15 protein-coding genes are annotated in these 18,561 nt (G+C 71.3%); 2 read left to right on the forward strand and 13 right to left on the reverse strand.

Features of this window, described 5'->3' with window-relative positions:
• Positions 1 to 14: 14 nt before the first annotated feature.
• From rimM to ffh, 4 genes are all read right to left on the reverse strand, one after another.
• Entirely contained in the window at positions 15 to 524 is a 510-nt protein-coding gene (gene rimM, locus VG296_RS28130) for a ribosome maturation factor RimM (RefSeq protein WP_349259724.1), read from the reverse strand.
• A 48-nt stretch (positions 525 to 572) separates the two neighbouring features.
• Positions 573 to 812, reverse strand: a complete 240-nt coding sequence (locus tag VG296_RS28135; protein ID WP_325570975.1) for an RNA-binding protein — start codon at positions 810 to 812, stop codon at positions 573 to 575.
• 5 nt (positions 813 to 817) lie between these two features.
• Positions 818 to 1,321 carry a 30S ribosomal protein S16 gene (gene rpsP, locus VG296_RS28140; protein WP_325570977.1) on the reverse strand — a complete coding sequence of 168 codons (504 nt, stop codon included), beginning with the start codon at positions 1,319 to 1,321 and terminating at the stop codon, positions 818 to 820.
• Positions 1,322 to 1,507: 186 nt separating this feature from the next.
• Positions 1,508 to 3,052 carry a signal recognition particle protein gene (ffh, locus tag VG296_RS28145; RefSeq protein WP_325570980.1) on the reverse strand — a complete coding sequence of 515 codons (1,545 nt, stop codon included), beginning with the start codon at positions 3,050 to 3,052 and terminating at the stop codon, positions 1,508 to 1,510.
• A gap of 126 nt (positions 3,053 to 3,178) precedes the next feature.
• Here ffh and VG296_RS28150 point away from each other — a divergent pair, with 126 nt between their 5' ends.
• On the forward strand, positions 3,179 to 4,060 hold the full coding sequence (locus VG296_RS28150; protein WP_325570982.1) for an exonuclease domain-containing protein: 882 nt from the start codon (positions 3,179 to 3,181) through the stop codon (positions 4,058 to 4,060).
• A 76-nt stretch (positions 4,061 to 4,136) separates the two neighbouring features.
• Here the strand turns inward: VG296_RS28150 and VG296_RS28155 are convergent, their stop codons facing one another.
• The 5 genes from VG296_RS28155 to VG296_RS28175 all read right to left on the reverse strand — a co-directional run bounded on the left by VG296_RS28155 (position 4,137) and on the right by VG296_RS28175 (position 11,616).
• Positions 4,137 to 5,765, reverse strand: a complete 1,629-nt coding sequence (locus VG296_RS28155; RefSeq protein WP_325570984.1) for a fibronectin type III domain-containing protein — start codon at positions 5,763 to 5,765, stop codon at positions 4,137 to 4,139.
• 77 nt (positions 5,766 to 5,842) lie between these two features.
• Complete coding sequence (locus tag VG296_RS28160; RefSeq protein ID WP_325570986.1) at positions 5,843 to 8,224, reverse strand: [protein-PII] uridylyltransferase; 2,382 nt, start codon at positions 8,222 to 8,224, stop codon at positions 5,843 to 5,845.
• Positions 8,225 to 8,261: 37 nt separating this feature from the next.
• Positions 8,262 to 8,600 (reverse strand): P-II family nitrogen regulator, encoded by a 339-nt coding sequence (locus VG296_RS28165; RefSeq protein WP_212516065.1) that lies wholly within the window; start codon positions 8,598 to 8,600, stop codon positions 8,262 to 8,264.
• Positions 8,600 to 9,988: an ammonium transporter gene (locus VG296_RS28170; protein WP_325570989.1), complete on the reverse strand. Its 1,389-nt coding sequence runs from the start codon at positions 9,986 to 9,988 to the stop codon at positions 8,600 to 8,602. The genes VG296_RS28165 and VG296_RS28170 overlap by 1 nt, the downstream gene beginning before the upstream one ends.
• A 134-nt stretch (positions 9,989 to 10,122) precedes the next feature.
• Positions 10,123 to 11,616 (reverse strand): hypothetical protein, encoded by a 1,494-nt coding sequence (locus VG296_RS28175; protein WP_325570991.1) that lies wholly within the window; start codon positions 11,614 to 11,616, stop codon positions 10,123 to 10,125.
• Between the two features lie 354 nt (positions 11,617 to 11,970).
• Between VG296_RS28175 and VG296_RS28180 the strand changes: the two genes are divergently transcribed.
• The gene (locus VG296_RS28180; protein WP_325570993.1) at positions 11,971 to 12,438 is read left to right on the forward strand and encodes a bifunctional DNA primase/polymerase; all 468 of its coding nucleotides are present in this window, start codon (positions 11,971 to 11,973) and stop codon (positions 12,436 to 12,438) included.
• A gap of 72 nt (positions 12,439 to 12,510) precedes the next feature.
• Here VG296_RS28180 and ftsY read toward each other — a convergent pair whose 3' ends face one another.
• Genes ftsY through smc form a run of 4 tightly spaced genes read right to left on the reverse strand, consistent with a single transcriptional unit; the run spans position 12,511 to position 18,450 of the window.
• Positions 12,511 to 13,698 (reverse strand): signal recognition particle-docking protein FtsY, encoded by a 1,188-nt coding sequence (ftsY, locus tag VG296_RS28185; protein ID WP_325570995.1) that lies wholly within the window; start codon positions 13,696 to 13,698, stop codon positions 12,511 to 12,513.
• Positions 13,699 to 13,743: 45 nt separating this feature from the next.
• On the reverse strand, positions 13,744 to 14,505 hold the full coding sequence (locus VG296_RS28190) for a hypothetical protein (protein ID WP_325570997.1): 762 nt from the start codon (positions 14,503 to 14,505) through the stop codon (positions 13,744 to 13,746).
• Positions 14,506 to 14,517: 12 nt separating this feature from the next.
• On the reverse strand, positions 14,518 to 14,805 hold the full coding sequence (locus VG296_RS28195; RefSeq protein WP_325570999.1) for a hypothetical protein: 288 nt from the start codon (positions 14,803 to 14,805) through the stop codon (positions 14,518 to 14,520).
• A 45-nt stretch (positions 14,806 to 14,850) separates the two neighbouring features.
• Complete coding sequence (gene smc, locus VG296_RS28200; RefSeq protein WP_325571004.1) at positions 14,851 to 18,450, reverse strand: chromosome segregation protein SMC; 3,600 nt, start codon at positions 18,448 to 18,450, stop codon at positions 14,851 to 14,853.
• Positions 18,451 to 18,561: the final 111 nt, after the last annotated feature.

The raw sequence follows: 18,561 nt of genomic DNA on the forward strand, positions 1-18,561 counted from the left end.
GATAGAGCCGCCTTCTAGAGCGAGAGCAGGCCCTCGGGCGGGTCGACGACCAGCACGCCGCCCTCCAGGTCGACCTCGGGCACGAACTCGGCGATGAACGGCAGCAGGAACTCGCCGCCGTCGGGCCGGCGGACGGCGAACAGGTCCTGCGCGGGGCCGTGCACCATCTGGTCCACGACGCCGAGCTCGACGCCGTCCACCGAACGCACCGTCAGGCCCTCGAGCTGGTGGTCGTAGTACTCGTCCGGGTCGTCGGGCAGCTCGGTCGGATCGACGTCGGCGAGGAGCATCGTGTTGCGCAGCCGCTCGACGGCGGTGCGGTCCGACGCCCCCTCGAAGGAGAGTACGAGGCGACCGCCCTGCACCCGCCCGGAGCGGACGGTCAGCGGGCCGCGCTCCGGCGGGTCCGTCAGCAGCACGGCGCCGGGCGCGAACCGCAGCTCCGGGTCGTCGGTGCGGACCTCGATAGTGGCCTCGCCCTTGACCCCGTGCGCCCTGCCGATACGGCCGACGACGAGCCGCAGGGCTTCCTGCGGCTCGTCGTCTCGTTGCTCAGTGCCCATACTTCAGGCTCAACGCAGACCGGGCGCTTCGACGAGGTCGATGCGCACGGCGCGGCCCCCGAGGGCATGAACGACAGTGCGCAGCGCGTTCGCGGTGCGTCCCTGACGACCGATCACCTTGCCGAGGTCGTCGGGGTGCACGCGCACCTCGAGGATCCGGCCGCGACGCAGCGTGCGATCGCGGACGGTGACCTCGTCGGGGTGTTCGACGATGCCCTTCACCAGGTGTTCGAGGGCCTCTTCGAGCATGGGCCTCAGGCCTCGGCCGGAGCGGCTGCCGGGGTCTCCGCGGTCGCGGCGGACTCCTCGGCCTTGGGCGCCTCGACCTTGGGCGCGTCAGCCTTGGGCGCGTCAGCCTTGGGCGCCTCGGCCTTCTTGTCGGCCTTCTTCCTCGGCGTCGCGGCCGGCTTCGGCTCGGACTCGGCCTCCTTGGCGGCGGCCTCGAACAGCGCCTTCTTGTCCGCCTTGGGGGCGGCGACCCTCATCGGCGCCGGGGCGGGCAGGCCCTTGAACTGCTGCCAGTCGCCGGAGACCTTGAAGATGGCCACGACGGCCTCGGTCGGCTGGGCGCCGACCTTCAGCCAGTGCTGCGCGCGCTCGCTGTCGACCTCGATGAAGGACGGGTCCTCCTTCGGGTGGTACTTGCCGATCTCCTCGATCGCGCGACCGTCCCGCTTGGTGCGGGCGTCGGCGACGACGATGCGGTACTGGGGGTTGCGGATCTTGCCCAGGCGCTTCAGCTTGATCTTGACTGCCACGGGAGTGGAATCTCCTGAATTCTTCTTCGGGTGGACGGGCGGGAACGGCGCGTGGGGATTGCTCCGCTTCGCCTATCCGAAGGACGCGGCGTCCGGCGGAGAGAGGGGCCGCCGAGGCCGAGTGCTCAGCGTCCCATTATGCCAGAGCCCAACCGCTGCTCCGACCGCGTCGGCGGACGGCAAACCTCAGCCCAGCATCTTCTTGAACTCGTCCGGCAGTTCGAAGTTCTGCGGTACCGCCGGGGCGCCGTTCGCCGCCGCCGCGGCGCGCTCCGCCTTCGCCGCCTCGTCCGCCTTGCGCTTGGCCGGGTTGCCGGAGCGGGACTTGTTCTTCTGCCGCTGGGCCTGCGCGTTCGCCTTGGCCTTGGCGCTCATCCGGCGGCCGTTGCCGGCGCCGAAGCCGGGCATCCCGGGCAGTCCGGGGACGCCGCCGCGGCCCATCGACTTCATCATCTTCTGCGCCTCGGCGAAGCGCTCGAGCAGGTTGTTGACCGCCGAGACGTGCACGCCGGACCCCTTGGCGATGCGCGCGCGCCGGGAGCCGTTGATGACCTTCGGCTCGCGCCGCTCCTGCGGGGTCATCGAGCGGATGATCGCCTGGACCCGGTCGATCTCCTTGTCGTCGACCTGGTTGAGCTGCTGCTTCATCTCGCCCATGCCGGGCAGCATGCCCATGATCTTGGAGAGCGATCCCATCTTGCGGATCTGCTCCATCTGGGCCAGGAAGTCGTCCAGCGTGAAGGTGTCCCCGCCCATCAGCTTGCGGGCCATCTCCTCGGCCTGATCGGCGTCGAAGGCCTTCTCGGCCTGCTCGATCAGGCTGAGCATGTCGCCCATGCCGAGGATGCGCGAGGCCATCCGGTCCGGGTGGAAGACGTCGAAGTCGTCCAGCTTCTCGCCGTTGGACGCGAACATCACCTGACGGCCGGTCAGCTGGGCCACGGACAGCGCCGCGCCGCCGCGCGCGTCGCCGTCGAGCTTGGTCAGCACCACGCCGTCGAAGCCGACGCCGTCCAGGAAGGCCTGCGCGGTGGTGACCGCGTCCTGGCCGATCATCGCGTCGAGGACGAACAGGATCTCCTGCGGGTTGACCGCGTCGCGGATGTTCGCGGCCTGCCGCATCAGCTCGTCGTCGATGCCCAGCCGGCCGGCGGTGTCGACGACGACCACGTCGTGCGCCTTGGCGCGGGCGAACTCGATCGAGTCCTTGGCCACCTTCACCGGGTCGCCGACGCCGTTGCCGGGCTCCGGGGCGTAGACCGGCACGCCCGCGCGCTCGCCGACGACCTGCAGCTGGGTCACCGCGTTGGGCCGCTGCAGGTCCGCGGCGACCAGCACCGGGGCGTGCCCGTTGGACTTGAGCCAGCGGCCGAGCTTGCCGGCGAGCGTCGTCTTTCCGGATCCCTGCAGGCCGGCCAGCATGATGACGGTCGGCGGCTGCTTCGCGAAGCGCAGCCGGCGGGTCTCGCCCCCGAGGATCTTGACGAGCTCCTCGTTGACGATCTTGATGACCTGCTGGGCCGGGTTCAGCGCCTGGGAGACCTCGGCGCCGAGCGCGCGCTCCTTGACCGCCGCGATGAAGGGCCGCACCGCGGCCAGCGCGACGTCCGCCTCGAGCAGCGCGATCCGGATCTCCCGGCAGGTGGCGTCGATGTCCTCCTCGGAGAGCCGGCCCTTGCCCCGCAGGGATTTGAAGGTCGCCGCGAGGCGGTCGGAAAGCGTGTCGAACACGGCGGCGTCAGTCCTCGGTGAGTGGAGTGGAATGCTGTTCTCCCGTCCAGGGTAGCCGCTGCACGAGTGATGTCGGCGGGCTCGCCTATCGTGAGATGCAGTCAACAGGAAGGGTCGGTTCGGCGGATGGCTACCAACCGTTTCCCCGGTTCGTGCAAGACCTGCGGGACCCAGGTGCTCGCCGAGGAGGGCGAGCTGCGCAAGGAGCAGGGCGCCTGGGTCGTCTACCACCCGAACTGCCTGCCCGCGCCCGTGCCCGGCTGGCACACCGGCGTGCTCGGCTCCTACGACTGCGAGACCACCGGCCGCGACCCGCTGACCGCGCGGCTGGTCTCGGCGGCCTTCGTGACCAGCGACGGGCGGCGGTACGACTTCCTGGTGGATCCGGGCGTCCCGATCCCGCCGGAGACCACGGCCGTGCACGGCATCACCGACGAGCAGGTCCGCGAGCACGGCACGGATCCGGCCGAGGCGCTGGACCGGATCGCCGAACTGCTCGCCGCGCACCTGTCCGCCGGGCTGCCCCTCATCGTGTTCAACGCGCCGTACGACCTGACGCTGCTCGAGGTGGAGCTCGAGCGGCACGGCCTGCGCCCGCTGGTGGCGCGCGCGGGCCGGATCGAGCCGGTGATCGACCCGCTGGTGATCGACAAGGCGGTGGACCGCTTCCGCAAGGGCAAGCGGAACCTGGAGTCGCAGTGCGCGCACTACGGCGTGCGGATCGAGGGGGCGCACGACGCGGCGGTGGACGCGATCGCCGCGCTGGAGGTGGCGAAGGCGCTGGCCGAGCGCTATCCGGAGGTGGGCGAGGCCACCCCGCTGGAACTGCACCGGCAGCAGGAGCAGTGGAAGGCCGCGTCCGAGGAGGACTTCGCGGCATACCGGCTGCGCCGCGGCGAGGCCTATGTGGCCGAGCCGGGCTGGCCGGTGCGGCAGCGTCCGGGGGCTGACGAGGCGGCAGTCCCGGGGTTCGCGGAGATGCCGGACGTGCCCGGCGCGCTGTTCTGACTGTTCTGACGCACGGAGCTCCGCATGATGTTCCACGTGGAATATCATGCGGAGTTCCGCATAAAGATTCCGAGGATCAGCCGTCGGAACGACGGCGATACAGGGTGAAGCTCTCCAGCTTCTGCATCGTGCCGTAGGGCTGGAGCACGTTGTAGTAGGTGACCCGGATGCTGGTCGTTCCGCCGGGCTTGGAGCCGGGGTCCACGTCGAACGAGGCGAAGCCGTAGGGGTGCTCCTCGTCGCGGAAGGCCGACCAGACGGCGTCCTCCATCACGTAGGTCGGCGTGCGCTTGCCGGTGCTGACCGGTCCGCTGACCGCGGTGATGACCTTCGCCTGGCCGTTGGTGAAGAACTCGGTGTTGCTCTTCGAGGAGTTGCCGCCGCCGCCGAGCACCATGTGCACGGTGCCTTGGCTGGTGTCGATGTTCGCGGCCTCGGTCGATACCGGGTTCGGCGTCAGCGTCTCGGAGCCGGCGACGGTGCCCCGGAGCGCGTAGGAGCGCTCGTAGTCGTGCTCGTGGCCGCACACGACCAGGTCGACTTCGTACTCGTCGAACAACGGGCCCCAGCTCTCCCGGATACCCAGGTCCGCGCCGTTCGCGTTGCAGGAGCTGATGATCACCTGGTGCATGCAGACGACGATCCAGTCGATCTCCCTGGACTTGCGCGCCGCCGCGAGCTGCCGGGTCAGCCAGGCCTTCTGCCGGCCGTCGCTGTAGCCGTTGACGTAGCTGTCGCCCGCGTCCTGCAGGGCCACTTCGTCGTTCGCGACGATGATCACGCGCACGCTGCCGACGGTGAAGGCGTACCAGAGCCCCTCGTAGTCCGCGGAGCCGTTGCTGGGCACCGAGAAGCGGGTGCGGAACGAGTCGTAGCCGATCGCGCCGTTGCCCAGTTCGTTCTCGTGGTTGCCGGGGGCCGGCATCCACGGCCGCTTGCGCGCCGAGCGCTCGTTGTTGGTGAAGAAGTCGTTCCAGGTGCGCACCCGGTCCACGGACAGGTTCGCGTAGCTCAGGTCGCCGTTGATGAGGTGGAACAGCGGACGCACCTGCTCGATCGCGCCGACGATGTCACCTGCGGACGGCGCGGCGAGCGTGGTGAGCTCCGCGGCGTACGAGGTGCCGCTCGCGCCCCAGCTCGAGGTCGGCACGCACTGGTCGCCGAAGCTGGTGAAGGTGAACGGGTTGCGGCCGACCGGCGCGGTCTCGAAGCTCCCGGCATCCGGCAGGACGCCGTCGGCCAGCGCGGCGTAGATGTAGGTCGTGTTCGGGTGCAGCCCGGCGAGCTTGGCGTGGTGGATGTAGCACTCGATCTTCGAGTCGCCGTCCACGTAGGTCACGGTCTCGGCGCGCACCTCGTTGCCGAAGCCGCCGTCGGGCGTGCCGAAGCGCACCCGCGGATTGGCGACGGAAGTGGCGGTGCTCCAGGACACGGTCATCTCGCGGGCCGGGTCGTCGCCGAAGGTCAGGTGCAGACCGGAGTTCGGCGGCGCTCCGAGGCGCTCGGGCTGCTTCCACAGCAGCGGGGAGGGGCTCGGGGACGCGGCGACCTTGGCGGACGAGGTGGAAGACACTGCGGCGAAGGCCTCCGAGTCGAAGAGGATCACGGGCGCGGCGGCCAGCGTGCCGGTGACGGCGGCGGCGCGCAGCGCGGAACGACGCGAGAGCGGCAGCTTGCCCTCGCCTTCGGCGTGATGGGTAGTCATGCCCCGGACGTTAGTCGCGGAGGGTGTCCTGAGCCGTTACCGCGCGGAGAAATGCGAGGTGACTTCCGGGCGAACTGTCAGTTGAGCGCGGCCCTCACCTCCGCCACCAGCTCCTCGGCCGCCGCGCTGCCGACGGCCGTCTCCGAGCCGACGCCGAAGGTCAGATAGAACACGTCCACAGCCTGTGGACCGAGCGTGGCGATCCGGGCCCGCTCGATGTCGGCGCCGGTTCCGGCGATCGCCGCGCCGATCCGGTGCAGCAGGCCGGGGGTGTCCTCGGCACGGACCTCGAGCACGGTCGCCGTCTCCGACGCGCTCGGCAGCAGGCGCACGGTGGCCGGCGGGGTGGCGGGGCGCTGCCTGCGCTGCCCGGCGCGCTCCTGGTCCCGGGTGGCCAGCCGTTCGGCGATCTTGAGCGTCCCGGCCCGCGCGCCGCGCAGATCCGTCCGCAGCCGTACCAGGTCCGGCAGCTCGCCGTACTCGGCCGCGACCGTCCACCGCTGCACGGCATACGTGGCCGCACCCGCCTTGGCCGAGCTCAGCTCGGCGGCCAGCACCCGCACGTGACGCAGCGTCAGCACGCCCGCGACCAGTGCGAGCGCGCCGACCTGGTCCGGGATCGCGACGTCGATGCGGCCGATTCCGGCACTGCCCGGCGCCACGGCCTGCACGGCGATCCCGTCCGGGGCGATCGCGGCCTGGCCGGCCAGTGTCTGATCGGCTTCCTCGTGCCCGGCGGTCTGCGTGCTCGGCTGGTCCTCCCCCGCCAGCACGGCCTGCGCGCGCAGGCCGAGTTCGCGGTACAGCGACGCGCGCCACGTGGACCACACGGCCGGCCCGGTGGCCTGGGAGTCCGCCTCCGTCAGCAGGTGCAGCAGCACGACGAAGTCCCCCGGGCCGGTGCCCGACTCCCCCGCGGCGGCCAACAGCGGCGCCAGCGTGGCCGGGTCGGTCGGGTCGCGGTGCACGGCGAGTTCGGCGAAGAGCAGGTGATGCCGCGTCAGCGCGATGAGCGTGGCGACGTCGTGGGCCGGGAAGCCGAGGCGCACGCCCAGCTTCGCGACGATGTCGGCTCCGGTCTGGCAGTGGTCGCCGGGAAGCCCCTTGCCGAGGTCGTGGCACAGCGCGGCCGCCAGCAGCAGGTCCGCCCGGTCCACGCGACGGGTGCGCTCGGCGGCGTGCACGACCGTCTGCACGATGTGCCGGTCCACGGTGTGTACGTGCAGGGCGTTGCGCTGCGGCAGGGACCTGATGCGTTCCCATTCGGGCAGCAGCCGCACGAGGAGCCCGGTGCGATCCAGGGCCTCCCAGACCGGGATCAGGCCGGGTCCGGCGCCGAGCAGGCGTAGCAGTTCGGCGCGCGCGGGTTCCGGCCACGGTTCGGGCAGCACGGCCGGGGACGCGGCCAGCCGTTCGAGGGACGCGGGTGAGATCGGCAGTCCGGCCCGCGCGGCGGCGGACGCGATGCGCAGCGGCAGCACCGGATCGTTCGGGTCGGCGGCGAGCGCCAGGGCCGCCTCGCCCTCGGCCTTGACGACGCCGTCGGCCAGCGGCTCGCGCGGCGGAGCGCTGTTGCCGCCGCGGCGCAGCAGCCCGCTGATGCCGCTCGACCTGTTCCGCGTGGCGAGCGCCTGATCGACGCGGCGCCAGGCGACGTCGCAGGCGTAGTCGATGGTCCGTGCCGCGTCGCTGACCGCCCGCATCAGCTCGTCGGCGCTCTCGAATTCGAGCTCGGCGGCCAGTTCGTCCTGCTCCTGCAGCAGGATCCGGTCCGCGGCCCGGCCGGTGCGCGTGTGCAGCACCCAGCGGACGTCCAGCAGGAAGCCCTGCGCGGCCTCGGGGGCGCCGTGCGGCACGTCCGCGATCCAGCTCGCCGCGATCGCCCGCAGGCTGTCCGCGTCACGCAGGCCGCCCGCGCACTCCTTGAGGTCCCCCTCCAGCAGGTAGGCCAGCTCCCCGTGCCGCTCGCGGCGCTCCTCGCGCAGCGCCTTCAGCTCCGGCAGCCGACGCGGCGCCTGCTTGCGCCAATCCGCCAGCACCAGCGAGCGCAGCGCCTCGGTGAGCTCCGCGGCCCCGGCCACGTGACGCGCCGTCAGCAGGCCGAGCACGACGGCCAGATCCTCCTGCGCCACCGACCGCGCCTCGGCGACCGTGCGCACGGAGTGGTCGAGCTTCACCTTCGCGTCCCAGATCGGGTACCAGATCGAGTCGGCGAGTTCGGCGATGGCCGCGGCGTCCCGTGAACCGTCGTGCAGCAGCACGACGTCGAGGTCGCTGCCCGGGCTCAGCTGTCGACGGCCGTAGCCGCCGACCGCCACCAGGGCGGCTCCCTCGACGTCGCCGAGAAGCCCGGCCAGCCAAGCGTCCATCTCGTCGGATCGCGCCTCGCGTCCCTGTGCGAATCGCAAAACGTGCTCCCCTTCGAGATCCCGGCTGGCCGGCCGGACTTCGTCGTTCACTTCGGTGGCGTTACCGAGACTCCACGAAGCAGAGGGCTTACAGCGCCTCGGCCCCGCGCTCCCCGGTGCGGACCCGGACGACGGTCTCGACCGGGGTGACCCAGATCTTGCCGTCGCCGATCTTGCCGGTCTGCGCCGCCTTGGCGATCACGTTGAGCAGGTCCTCGACGTCGTGGTCCTCGGCGAGCAGCTCGATCCGGACCTTAGGCACCAGGTCCACGGTGTACTCGGCACCGCGGTAGACCTCCGTGTGCCCGCGCTGCCGGCCATAGCCCGAGGCCTCGTTGACGGTCAGACCGTGCACCCCGAAGGCCTGCAGCGCGGTCTTCACCTCGTCCAGCTTGTACGGCTTGACGACTGCGGTAATGAGCTTCATCAGACGGTGACCTTCTCCTCGTCGGATTCCCCCGCCGGGGTCGACCCATTGGAGGTGGCGGTCGCCGCGGCCACGCTGACCGCGGCGCGGTGCAGGGTTCCGGACAGGCCGCCCCAGTCGTAGGCGGTCTCCGCGTGCTCGGTCTGGTCCACGCCGGCGATCTCGTCCTCGGCGCTGACCCGGAGGCCGACGGTCGCGTTGACGATCTTAGCCAGGATGAAGGAGACCACGAAGGAGTAGGCGAACACGATGCCCGCGCCCTCGGACTGCGCGAGCAGCTGGTCGATGCCGCCGCCGTAGAACAGGCCCGCCTTGGCGCCGTTGGTGAAGCCGGAGACCTCGTTCGGCGCGGCGAAGAAGCCGATCAGCAGGGTGCCGAGGATACCGCCGACCAGGTGCACGCCGACCACGTCGAGCGAGTCGTCGAAGTCGAAGCGGTTCTTCAGGTTCACCGCGTAGCAGCACACGAAGCCGGGGATCAGGCCGACGAAGATCGCGCCGATCGGGGAGACCGAGGCACAGGCCGGGGTGATCGCGACCAGACCGGCGACGGCACCTGAGGCGGCGCCCACGGTGGTGAACTTGCCGTGCTGGATCTTCTCGGCGACCAGCCAGCCGATGACCGCGGTACAGGTGGCGACCTGGGTGTTCATGAACACGACCGAGGCCTGGCCGCCGGCGGTCAGCGCCGAACCGGCGTTGAAGCCGAACCAGCCGAACCACAGCAGTGCCGCGCCGAGCATCACGAACGGCACGTTGTGCGGACGCATCGGGTCCTTCTTGAAGCCGATCCGCTTGCCGAGCACCAACGCGCAGGCCAGTGCTCCGGCACCCGCGTTGATATGGACCGCCGTACCACCGGCGAAGTCCATCACGTGCAGCTTGGCGTTGATGAAGCCGTTCGGCGAGAAGACCCAGTGCGCGACCGGGAAGTAGATGACGGTCACCCACGCGAGCACGTAGATGCTCCAGCCGACGAACTTCGTGCGGTCCGCGATCGCGCCGGAGATCAGCGCGGGGGTGATGATGGCGAACATCAGCTGGAAGCAGGCGACCGCGAAGATCGGCACACCGGTGGTGCCGTAGATCGTCGCGTGGCTGCCGCTGGAGATGCCGGTGTTGATGCTCTGCATCCCCCACTGGGTGAGGGTGCCCCAGAAACCGTTGCCGTTCGCGTCGTTCGCGTTACCGAACGATACCGACCATCCGTACAGCACCCAGGCCACGGTGACCACGGCTATACAGATGAAGTTCATCATGAGCATGTTCAGTACGCTCTTCGCGCGGACCATGCCGCCGTAGAAGAACGCCAGGCCCGGCGTCATGAGCAGGACCAGCGCTGAGCTGGCGAGCACCCAGGCGGTGTTGCCGCTGTCCAGTGTTGGCATGGTTCACGTTTCCTTCGGTTGGCGCGAATTCGTCAAGGTCCGGAGAGTGGTGCGATGGTGCAACACGATTGCGGCGCACCGTTACCGGGCGCCGCGTGCGTTGTTTCCCGGCCGTGACGGAATCGGCAAGAAGGTTACGTATGTGTGAACGATGGGGCCGGGGACGCGCCGTCGCCCGGCTCGCGCTCCTCGGGGAAGGCCGCGCGCACCCGGCAGGCGGCCTCGCGCAGCCGCTCCTCGGCCAGCCGTGACCGGATCCGCACGGCGAGCCCGCCGGCGGTGCGCAGCGCGGCGACCGCGGCGGCGCGGTGGCCGAGCACGGCGTGCGCCTCGGCGGAACCCGTCAGCGCCTCCACCCTGCCGCGCAGCTGCCGCGGGAAGTCCCGCTCGTAGAGCCCGGCCGAGGCGTCGAACTCCGCGGCGGCCTCGCCGGTCAGCTGCGGCAGGCGCGCGGCCAGGTCGCGCAGCGCCCGGGCGGTCTCCAGCCGGACGGCCGCCGGGGTGAACGTGGGCGGCCACGGGTGGCTGGCGTTGCTCAGCGGCGTCGAGCCCGGGCCGTACTCGGCGGCCCAGCCCTTGGCGTGCAGGGTCCGCGCACGCTCCAGGGCCAGCCGGGCCGGATCGATCCGGCCGAGCGCGCCGTAGCCGCGGGCCTCGACGAGGTCCACGAACGCGGCGGCCAGCGGGTCGAGGTCGCCGCGGGTGGCCGAGCGTCCGACGGCCAGCAGGTCCAGCGCGTCCTGCGCCCGGTTCAGACCCACCAGCTGACGGGCCGTCGCGGCCAGGATCACGGCGATCGTGTTGCGGTCCGAGCTCTCCTTCGCCGCGTGCAGCCCGAGGACGAGGTACCGCTGGGCCGCCGCCTGCAGCCCGCTGTCCAGCGCCATCTCGCCCGCGAGCAGGCAGTAGAGCGCGGCGATGCGGAAGATCCGCGGATGCGCGGGCTCCGGGCTGTGCCGGATCAGCTCGGCCACCTCGTACAGCTGGCCGGTCACGGCGGAGCGCCGGATCCCGCCGCCGATCGCCGCCTCCCAGTCGCGGAAGACCCGCAGCGTCTCCTCGAGCTGGTCGGCCAGCACCGCGGCCCGACCCGGACGGCCGCGCTGCGGCTGCACCGGGCTCTGGCCGTTCGCGGTCAGCGGATCCAGCGATTCGAGGGAGCGCAGCGGCGCCGGCACGTAGGGCAGCAGCCAGCGTTTCACCGGCTCGATCAGCGCGGTCCCCGCGGCCAGCGGCGGCGCGCCGTCGCCGACCCGGCGCGCCGGATTCGGCCCGAGCAGCAGATCGCTGCGACAGAACTCCGCCAGCAGTTCGGCGGTGCGCTCCGGGCCCCAGGGCAGGTCGGCGAGTGTCCCGGCGATCGGGCTCGACGGCTCGCGCAGGCCCAGGTCGCTGAGCGTGACCACGCAGCCGAAGCGCTCGCTGAACAGCTCGGTGAGGATGCGCGGGATCGGGTCGCGCGGCTGCTCACCGTCCAACCACCGACGCACCCGCGAGGTGTCGGTGGCCACATGTGTCGCGCCGAGATCCCGGGCCCTGCGGTTGACCATGCGGGCGACTTCGCCCTTGGACCAGCCGCTGCGCTGGAACCAAGAGGCGAACAGGGCGTTGGGTACGCGTTCAGGCACGATGGATCGCCGCCGTGGTTGCCAGGTCGCTCATGGTGAGGCGACGGTAACGCCTTGGAGCTGAGTCCCGCAGGCGTTTGCCGGAATGCGCCAGGATTCGCCACCCGCGACATCCCACGTTCGCCGCGCGGGATGGCTAGCGTTTACGTCGGCCGCCACGGGGAGGCGGCTGTACCCTGATCAACCTGGACCGACGCGGAAAACGGCGTACCCGGCCGTGTGTAAGCACCGGCCGAAGATGGAAGACAAGACTTTGTGGGGCGTGTGATGCGTGGGCCGAGCCTCGGCTTACTGCCACGGCAGGTGCGCCGCCCGGCGCAGGGAACTTCGCGGGCGACGGCGCGTCAGTGTGCCGTGCGCTATGCCTCCTACGGCTGGCCGGTGACGACCGGTTCGACGACGCCGACCACCGATCCCGAGCGGGCGCAGGCGCTCTGGTCGATGCTGCCGAGCGCCGCCGTGCACGCGGTCAGCGGCGAGGCCTTCGACGTCGTGGAGGCGGACGCGTCCTCGGGCCGGGCCGCCCTGCTGCGCCTGGAACGCCTCGGCGTGCCGGTGGGGCCGGTGCTCTGGGCCCCGGCGACCGACCGCATCGGCTTCCTCGTGCAGTGCGCGACCCTCGGCTCGGTGCCGACGCTGCTCGGCGAGAGCTGCCGTCTCCGCGTACTGCATCGCGGCGATCTCGTGGAGTTGCCCGGCTCGCCGTACAGCCGCGCCCGCTGGCTGCGCGAACCGGGGACCGTCGGCACGCCGCCCGAACTCCCCGCAGCCCACGTCGTCCTCGGCGGCATCGCCAGCTGCCGCCTCCCGCAGCGGCACTGAGCGGCATCGAGAGGCACTGCGCAAAGGGCCACGGAACGAATCTCGTCCGCGGCCTTCGCTTCTGGTGATCCGTCAGCTGCCGACCAGCGCGTCCACGAAGGCGACCGGGTCGAAGGGCGCGAGGTCGTCGGCGCCCTCGCCGAGCCCGACCAGCTTGACCGGGACGCCGAGCTCGCGTTGGACGGCGATGACGATGCCACCCTTGGCGGTGCCGTCGAGCTTGGTCAGGGCGATGCCGGTGATGTCCACGACCTCGCGGAAGACGCGCGCCTGGACGAGGCCGTTCTGGCCAGTGGTCGCGTCGAGGACGAGCAGCACCTCGTCGACCGGTCCCTGCTTCTCGACGACGCGCTTGACCTTGCCGAGCTCGTCCATCAGGCCGGTCTTGGTGTGCAGCCGTCCAGCGGTGTCGATCAGCGCGGTGTCCACGCCGAGTTCCTTGGCCCGGCGCACGGCCTCGAAGGCGACCGATGCGGGGTCGGCGCCCTCGGCACCGCGGATGGTGATGGCGCCGACGCGGTCGCCCCAGGTCTCGAGCTGGTCGGCGGCGGCCGCGCGGAAGGTGTCGGCGGCGCCGAGCACGACGGTCCGGCCGTCGGCGATCAGCACCCGGGCCAGCTTGCCGGTGGTCGTGGTCTTGCCGACGCCGTTGACGCCGGCCACGAGCACCACGGCCGGTCCCTCGCCGTCCTCGCGCAGCGAGCGCACCGTGCGGTCCATGCTCGGGTCGACCAGCTTGAGCAGCTCCTCCCTCAGCAGCTCGCGCACCTCCTCGGGGGTGCGCGTGCCGAGCACGCGGGTCCGGGTGCGCAGCGCCTCGACGAGCTCCTGGGTCGGGCCGATGCCGAGGTCGCTGGTGAGCAGGACCTCCTCGATCTCCTCCCAGGTGTCCTCGTCCAGCTTGTCCCGGGACAGCAGCGACAGCAGGCCCTTGCCCACGGCGCCGTTCGAGCGGGCCAGCCGGGAGCGCAGCCGGACCAGCCGGCCGGCCGTCGGCTCGGGCGCCTCAAGGACTATCCGCGGCTTCTCGGCCTGCTCGACGTCGACGGTGATCTGGTCAGCCGCCTCGACCAGCGCCCCGGCGGAGCCGTTCTCCGGCGTCGCATCCTCGCCGAGCTTGAGCCGCAGGTCGTCGGGGGAACGCCGTTCGTCGGGCGGAAGCACCCGCGCGGCGCGCTTTTTCCCCCCGCGCACGACGAGCGCGGCCACCAGGCTCGCGAACAGTACTCCGGCGATCACGCCGAGGATCACGGTCAACATGATGTCTATTCTGTCAGGTAGCGGACGGGTAGCCCCGACCGCAGGCTATTCGATCGCGGCCAAATCGAAAATGAAGCGCATCGCCTCGAGCCGCTTGAAACCGCGCACGGCGTCGAGGATCTTCGTGATATCCGACTGGACCATGTTCAGCTTGCCGCCGAGGAACGCGATCTTCTTGGCGACGTACGCCAGCTCGACCTGGGCCTGCGCGGCGGCGACCGGGGTGACCGTGCCCGCGGTGATGAACTCCGCCACCAGCATTCCGCCGAGCGAGCCGATCAGAATGTTGATCAGCATCTGGATCGTGCCCTCGGCCAGCTGCGCCTCGCTGCGGACCGCGCGCACGCACTCCGCCGTCGTGCGTATGCAGCCGGCCAGCGCGTCGAGCTCGTCCAGGTAGACGGCCAGCGCGGGCTCGAAGCGGTCGGCCTCGGGGCCGTCCCACTCGGGAGTCAGCGCGTCGGCGCCCGCCCGCAGCGCGACTATCTTCGCGTTGAGGTCCTGGTATCCGGCTTCCCAGATCTTCTCGACGCGCTGCAGCTCCACGCAGTCGCCGGTCATCCGCTCCAGCGCGTGGAACGGATTCGGTGCGCCCGTAAGGTCACACAGGAAGAAGACAAGCTTCTTCTCCAGCGTGCTCAGACCGGGTATCGGAATCGCCGGCATGTGCCAGTGATCTAGAAAGCCGTGCGAAAGATGCTTGCGGCCGAACGCCGCGAGCGCCTCTTCGTTCACCGGCTCAGGCGCGTGCTCGTCGTAGCAGGACGGATCCTCTGCCACGACGTCGTATCGGTGCGTCCAATGCATGGCTTCCCCGTGTCACTCCTTCGACGTGAATTCCGCGAGGAACTCCTCGGCCACCTCGCGCGCTTCGGTCAGGTTCACCTTCGTCGCGGGCAGCCGGTCGTGGTACGCGTCGCGCACCTTCGCGGCGTCGATCAGCTTCCCGAAGGCGTGCTCGTGCACGCCGCCGGCGTCCAACTGCTCCCCAAACGTGATACAAGCCGTCCCCACGGCTTCGAGCGCGTCCACCAGTCCCCGGACCAGCCCCGCGTCCACCCCTGGCAGAACCCTGACAAGGCCGACATCCCCACCCGACTCAGTCATGCGGAGCAGCGTACCGAGGCGGATGGGGGATGGGAAGACTCAGATTCAGGCGTCCACCGGCATGGCCTGCGCGGGCACCTGGTCGCGCAGGCGACCGTCGTCGTGCCGCAGCTTCTGCGAGATGACCGTGGTCACGCCGTCGCCGCGCATGGAGACGCCGTAGAGCGCGTCCGCGACCTCCATCGTGCGCTTCTGATGGGTGATCACGATCAGCTGCGAGGCCTCCCGCAGCTCCTCCATGATGGCGATCAGCCGCTGCAGGTTGGTGTCGTCCAGCGCCGCCTCGACCTCGTCCATCACGTAGAACGGCGAGGGCCGCGCCTTGAAGATCGACACCAGCAGCGCGACCGCGGTCAACGAGCGCTCGCCGCCGGAGAGCAGCGACAGGCGCTTGACCTTCTTGCCCGGCGGACGCGCCTCGACCTCGATGCCGGTGGTCAGCATGTCGCTCGGGTCGGTCAGATACAGCCGCCCCTCGCCGCCGGGGAACAGCCGGGAGAACACGCCGACGAACTCGCGCTCGGTGTCCGCGTAGGCCTCGGCGAAGACCTGCTTGACCCGCTCGTCCACGTCGCTGACCACCTGGAGCAGGTCGGTGCGGGTCTTCTTGAGGTCCTCGAGCTGCTCGCTGAGGAACTTGTAGCGCTCCTCCATCGCCGCGAACTCCTCGAGCGCGAGCGGGTTGACCTTGCCCAGCGCGGTGTAGTCGCGCTCGGCCTGGCGCAGCCGCTTCTCCTGCTCGGGGCGGACGAACTCGATGAAGCCGGGCTCGCCGTCCTCGCCGACCACCGGGATCGGCACCTCGGGGCCGTACTCGGCGACCAGCGCCTCGACCTCGATGCCGTGCTCCTCCATGGCCTTCTCTTCGAGCTGCTCGAGGCGCATCCGCTTCTCGGCGCGCGCGACCTCGTCCCGGTGCGCGGCGTCGGTCAGCTGGTCCAGCTCGCCCGCCAGCTCGCGGCCCCGGGTCCGCAGCAGGCCGAGTCGCGCCTCCCGCTCGGCCCGCTCCTTCTCCGCCTGCTCACGCATCGCAGCGGCCTGCGCCAGCGACACCTCGAGGCAGGCGAGCGTCTGCTTCACGCCGGAGACCACGGCCTGCGCGACGCGCACCTGGGCGCTCGCAGCAGCCTGACGTTCCGCGGCCCGGTTGCGCGCCTCGCGCTCGGCGGCCGCTCCCCGGTCCAGCGCGTCGGCACGGCCGGCCAGCGACCGGGCCCGCTCCTCGCCGGTGCGCACCGAGAGCCGCGCCTCCATCTCGGCCGCACGCGCCGCGGTGGCCTCGGCGGCGAGCTGGTCCCGCTGCTCGGTCGAGCTCTCGTCGTCCTCGGCCAGCGTCTCGGCCGCGGCGGCCGCTTCCTCGTGTTCGAGTTCGAGGTCGGCGAGGGTGCCCTCGTCCTTCTCCTTGGCCAGTTCCGCGGCCTCGGCGGACTTGGCGTACCGCTCGACCTCGGCCAGCGCGGACCGGGCCTGGCCGCCGAGCCTGCCGAGCTGCTGGGCCACGGAGGCCTTCTGCGCGTCGGCGGCCCGGCGTTCGGCGACGAGCGCCTCAAGGTGCTGCTTCGCGGCACGCTGCCGCTCGGTCGCCTCCTCGAGCTCCGCGCGCAGCTGCCTGGCCCGCTCGATGGCCTCGGCCAGCTTCTCCGCGGCCTCGTCCACCGCCGCCTGGATCTCCAGCAGCGAGGGCGCGCTGGACGAACCGCCGTGCGCGATGTGCCGACCGAGCACGTCGCCCTCGCGGGTGACGGCGACCAGTTCCGGCCGCGCCTCGAGCAGCCGGGTGGCCTCGCCGAGATCGTCCACTATGGCCATGCCGTGCAGCAGCCGCTGCACCGAGGCGCTCATCTCCGCCGGCACGCTGACGAGGCCGGCGAGGTAGCGCGCGTACGGCGGCAGCTCCGGCAGCTCAGCACCCTGATAGTGGGCGCCGCCGATCAGTATGGCCGCGCGGCCGTGGTCCTCGGCCTTGAGCAGTCGGATCGCGTTGACCGCGGTGTCCGAGGAGGCGACCGCGACGGCGTCCGCGGCGACGCCGAGGGCGGCGGCCACGGCCGTCTCCGCACCCTGTTCGATCGTCAGTATCGCGGCGACGGAGCCGAGCATTCCGGAGAGCCGGTCGGTCGCCGCGAGCAGCGCGCCCGCGCCGTCCTTGCGGTTGAGACCGAGTTCGAGGGCTTCCTTCCGGGCGCCGAACGCGCCGCGCTCGCGTTCGGCGTCGCGCTCGGCGGCGCGCAGCGCGGTCAGCCGGTCCTCGGCCTCGGCGACGGTGGTCGTGGCCTGCTCGACCTCCGCGTCCAGGCCGTCGCCGTCCTCAATCCCCTCGACCTGCGCCTTGAGCTCGTCATACTCCTGCTGCACGCCCGCGGCCCTGGCCCTGGCCTCCTCGTGCGCGGTACGCAGCCGGCCGAGCTCCGCGTCCGCGGCGGTCAGCTTCGAGCGCACCGCGCCGACCCGGCCGGCCAGCTTCGCCAGGCTCTCCCGGCGATCCGCGGCCGAACGCACCGCCGCGGCGAGCCTGCGCTCCTCAGCGCCGTGCGCGGCCTCGGCCTCGCCGCGGCGCCGCACCGCGTCGGCCAGGGCCTCCTGCGCCTCGGCGATCTCCTCGGCGAGCGTGTCCTCCTGCTCGCGGATGTACTCGGCCTCGCGCTCCATCTCGTCGGGATCGCGGCCCTGCCGCTCGGTCTGCGCGCCCTGGGCCAACTGGGTGAGGTTGCGCACCCGCTCCCCCGCCAGCGACCCCGTACCGCGCAGCCGCTCCCGCAGCGAGGAGAGCCGGTACCAGGCCTCCTGCGTCGCGGCGAGGTGCGGGACCAGCTCCTGCACGGACTGCTCGAGCTCGGTCTCCTGCGCCAGGCACTGCGCGACCTCCTGCTCGATCTGCGCACGGCGCGCGCGCACGGCCTGGTCGTCGGCGGTCTCCTGCTCGTAGGCGAGCTTCAGGTTGACGAACTCATCGGCGAGCAGCCGCAGCCGGGCGTCGCGCAGATCGGCCTGGATCGCCACGGCGCGCCGGGCCACCTCGGCCTGCCGGCCGAGCGGCTTGAGCTGGCGGCGCAGCTCGGTGGTCAGGTCCGTGATCCGGGTCAGGTTGGCCTGCATCGCGTCCAGCTTCCGCAGCGCCTTCTCCTTGCGCTTGCGGTGCTTGAGGATGCCCGCGGCCTCCTCGATGAACGCGCGCCGCTCCTCGGGTCCGGCCCGCAGCACCGCGTCGAGCTGGCCCTGGCCGACGATCACGTGCATCTCGCGGCCGATACCGGAGTCGGAGAGCAGTTCCTGGATGTCGAGCAGGCGGCAGGGGGCGCCGTTGATGGCGTACTCGGAGCCGCCGTTGCGGAACATGATCCGCGAGATGGTGACCTCGGTGTAGTCGATCGGCAGGGCGCCGTCGGTGTTGTCGATGGTGAGGCTGACCTCGGCCCGGCCCAGCGGCGCACGGCCCGCGGTGCCCGCGAAGATGACGTCCTCCATCTTGCCGCCGCGCAGCGACTTCGCGCCCTGCTCACCCATGACCCACGCCAGCGCGTCCACGACGTTCGACTTGCCGGAGCCGTTGGGGCCCACGACGCAGGTGATGCCGGGTTCGAAGCGCAGGGTGGTGGCCGAGGCGAAGGACTTGAAGCCGCGCAGGGTCATGCTTTTGAGGTGCACGTCGTCCCGAGTTCCTGTCCAGTGGCTTACCGACTACTCCACTCAGCCTACCGGCCGAGATGCCGGGAAGAGCAGAAGGGACGCCTCGGCGTCCCTTCGATTCTTCTAGGC

The sequence above is a fragment of the Actinospica sp. genome (genome assembly GCF_035552695.1).
In the GTDB taxonomy this organism is placed as follows: Bacteria; Actinomycetota; Actinomycetes; order Streptomycetales; family Catenulisporaceae; genus Actinospica.

Coding starts and splice junctions, on each gene's coding strand:
- VG296_RS28165 (WP_212516065.1), bottom strand. CDS start 8,600: ATGAAGCTCATTACCGCAGTCGTCAAGCCGTACAAGCTGGACGAGGTG.
- VG296_RS28170 (WP_325570989.1), bottom strand. CDS start 9,988: ATGCCAACACTGGACAGCGGCAACACCGCCTGGGTGCTCGCCAGCTCA.
- VG296_RS28195 (WP_325570999.1), bottom strand. CDS start 14,805: ATGACTGAGTCGGGTGGGGATGTCGGCCTTGTCAGGGTTCTGCCAGGG.
- VG296_RS28190 (WP_325570997.1), bottom strand. CDS start 14,505: ATGCATTGGACGCACCGATACGACGTCGTGGCAGAGGATCCGTCCTGC.
- ftsY (WP_325570995.1), bottom strand. CDS start 13,698: ATGTTGACCGTGATCCTCGGCGTGATCGCCGGAGTACTGTTCGCGAGC.
- VG296_RS28155 (WP_325570984.1), bottom strand. CDS start 5,765: ATGACTACCCATCACGCCGAAGGCGAGGGCAAGCTGCCGCTCTCGCGT.
- VG296_RS28150 (WP_325570982.1), top strand. CDS start 3,179: ATGGCTACCAACCGTTTCCCCGGTTCGTGCAAGACCTGCGGGACCCAG.
- VG296_RS28135 (WP_325570975.1), bottom strand. CDS start 812: ATGCTCGAAGAGGCCCTCGAACACCTGGTGAAGGGCATCGTCGAACAC.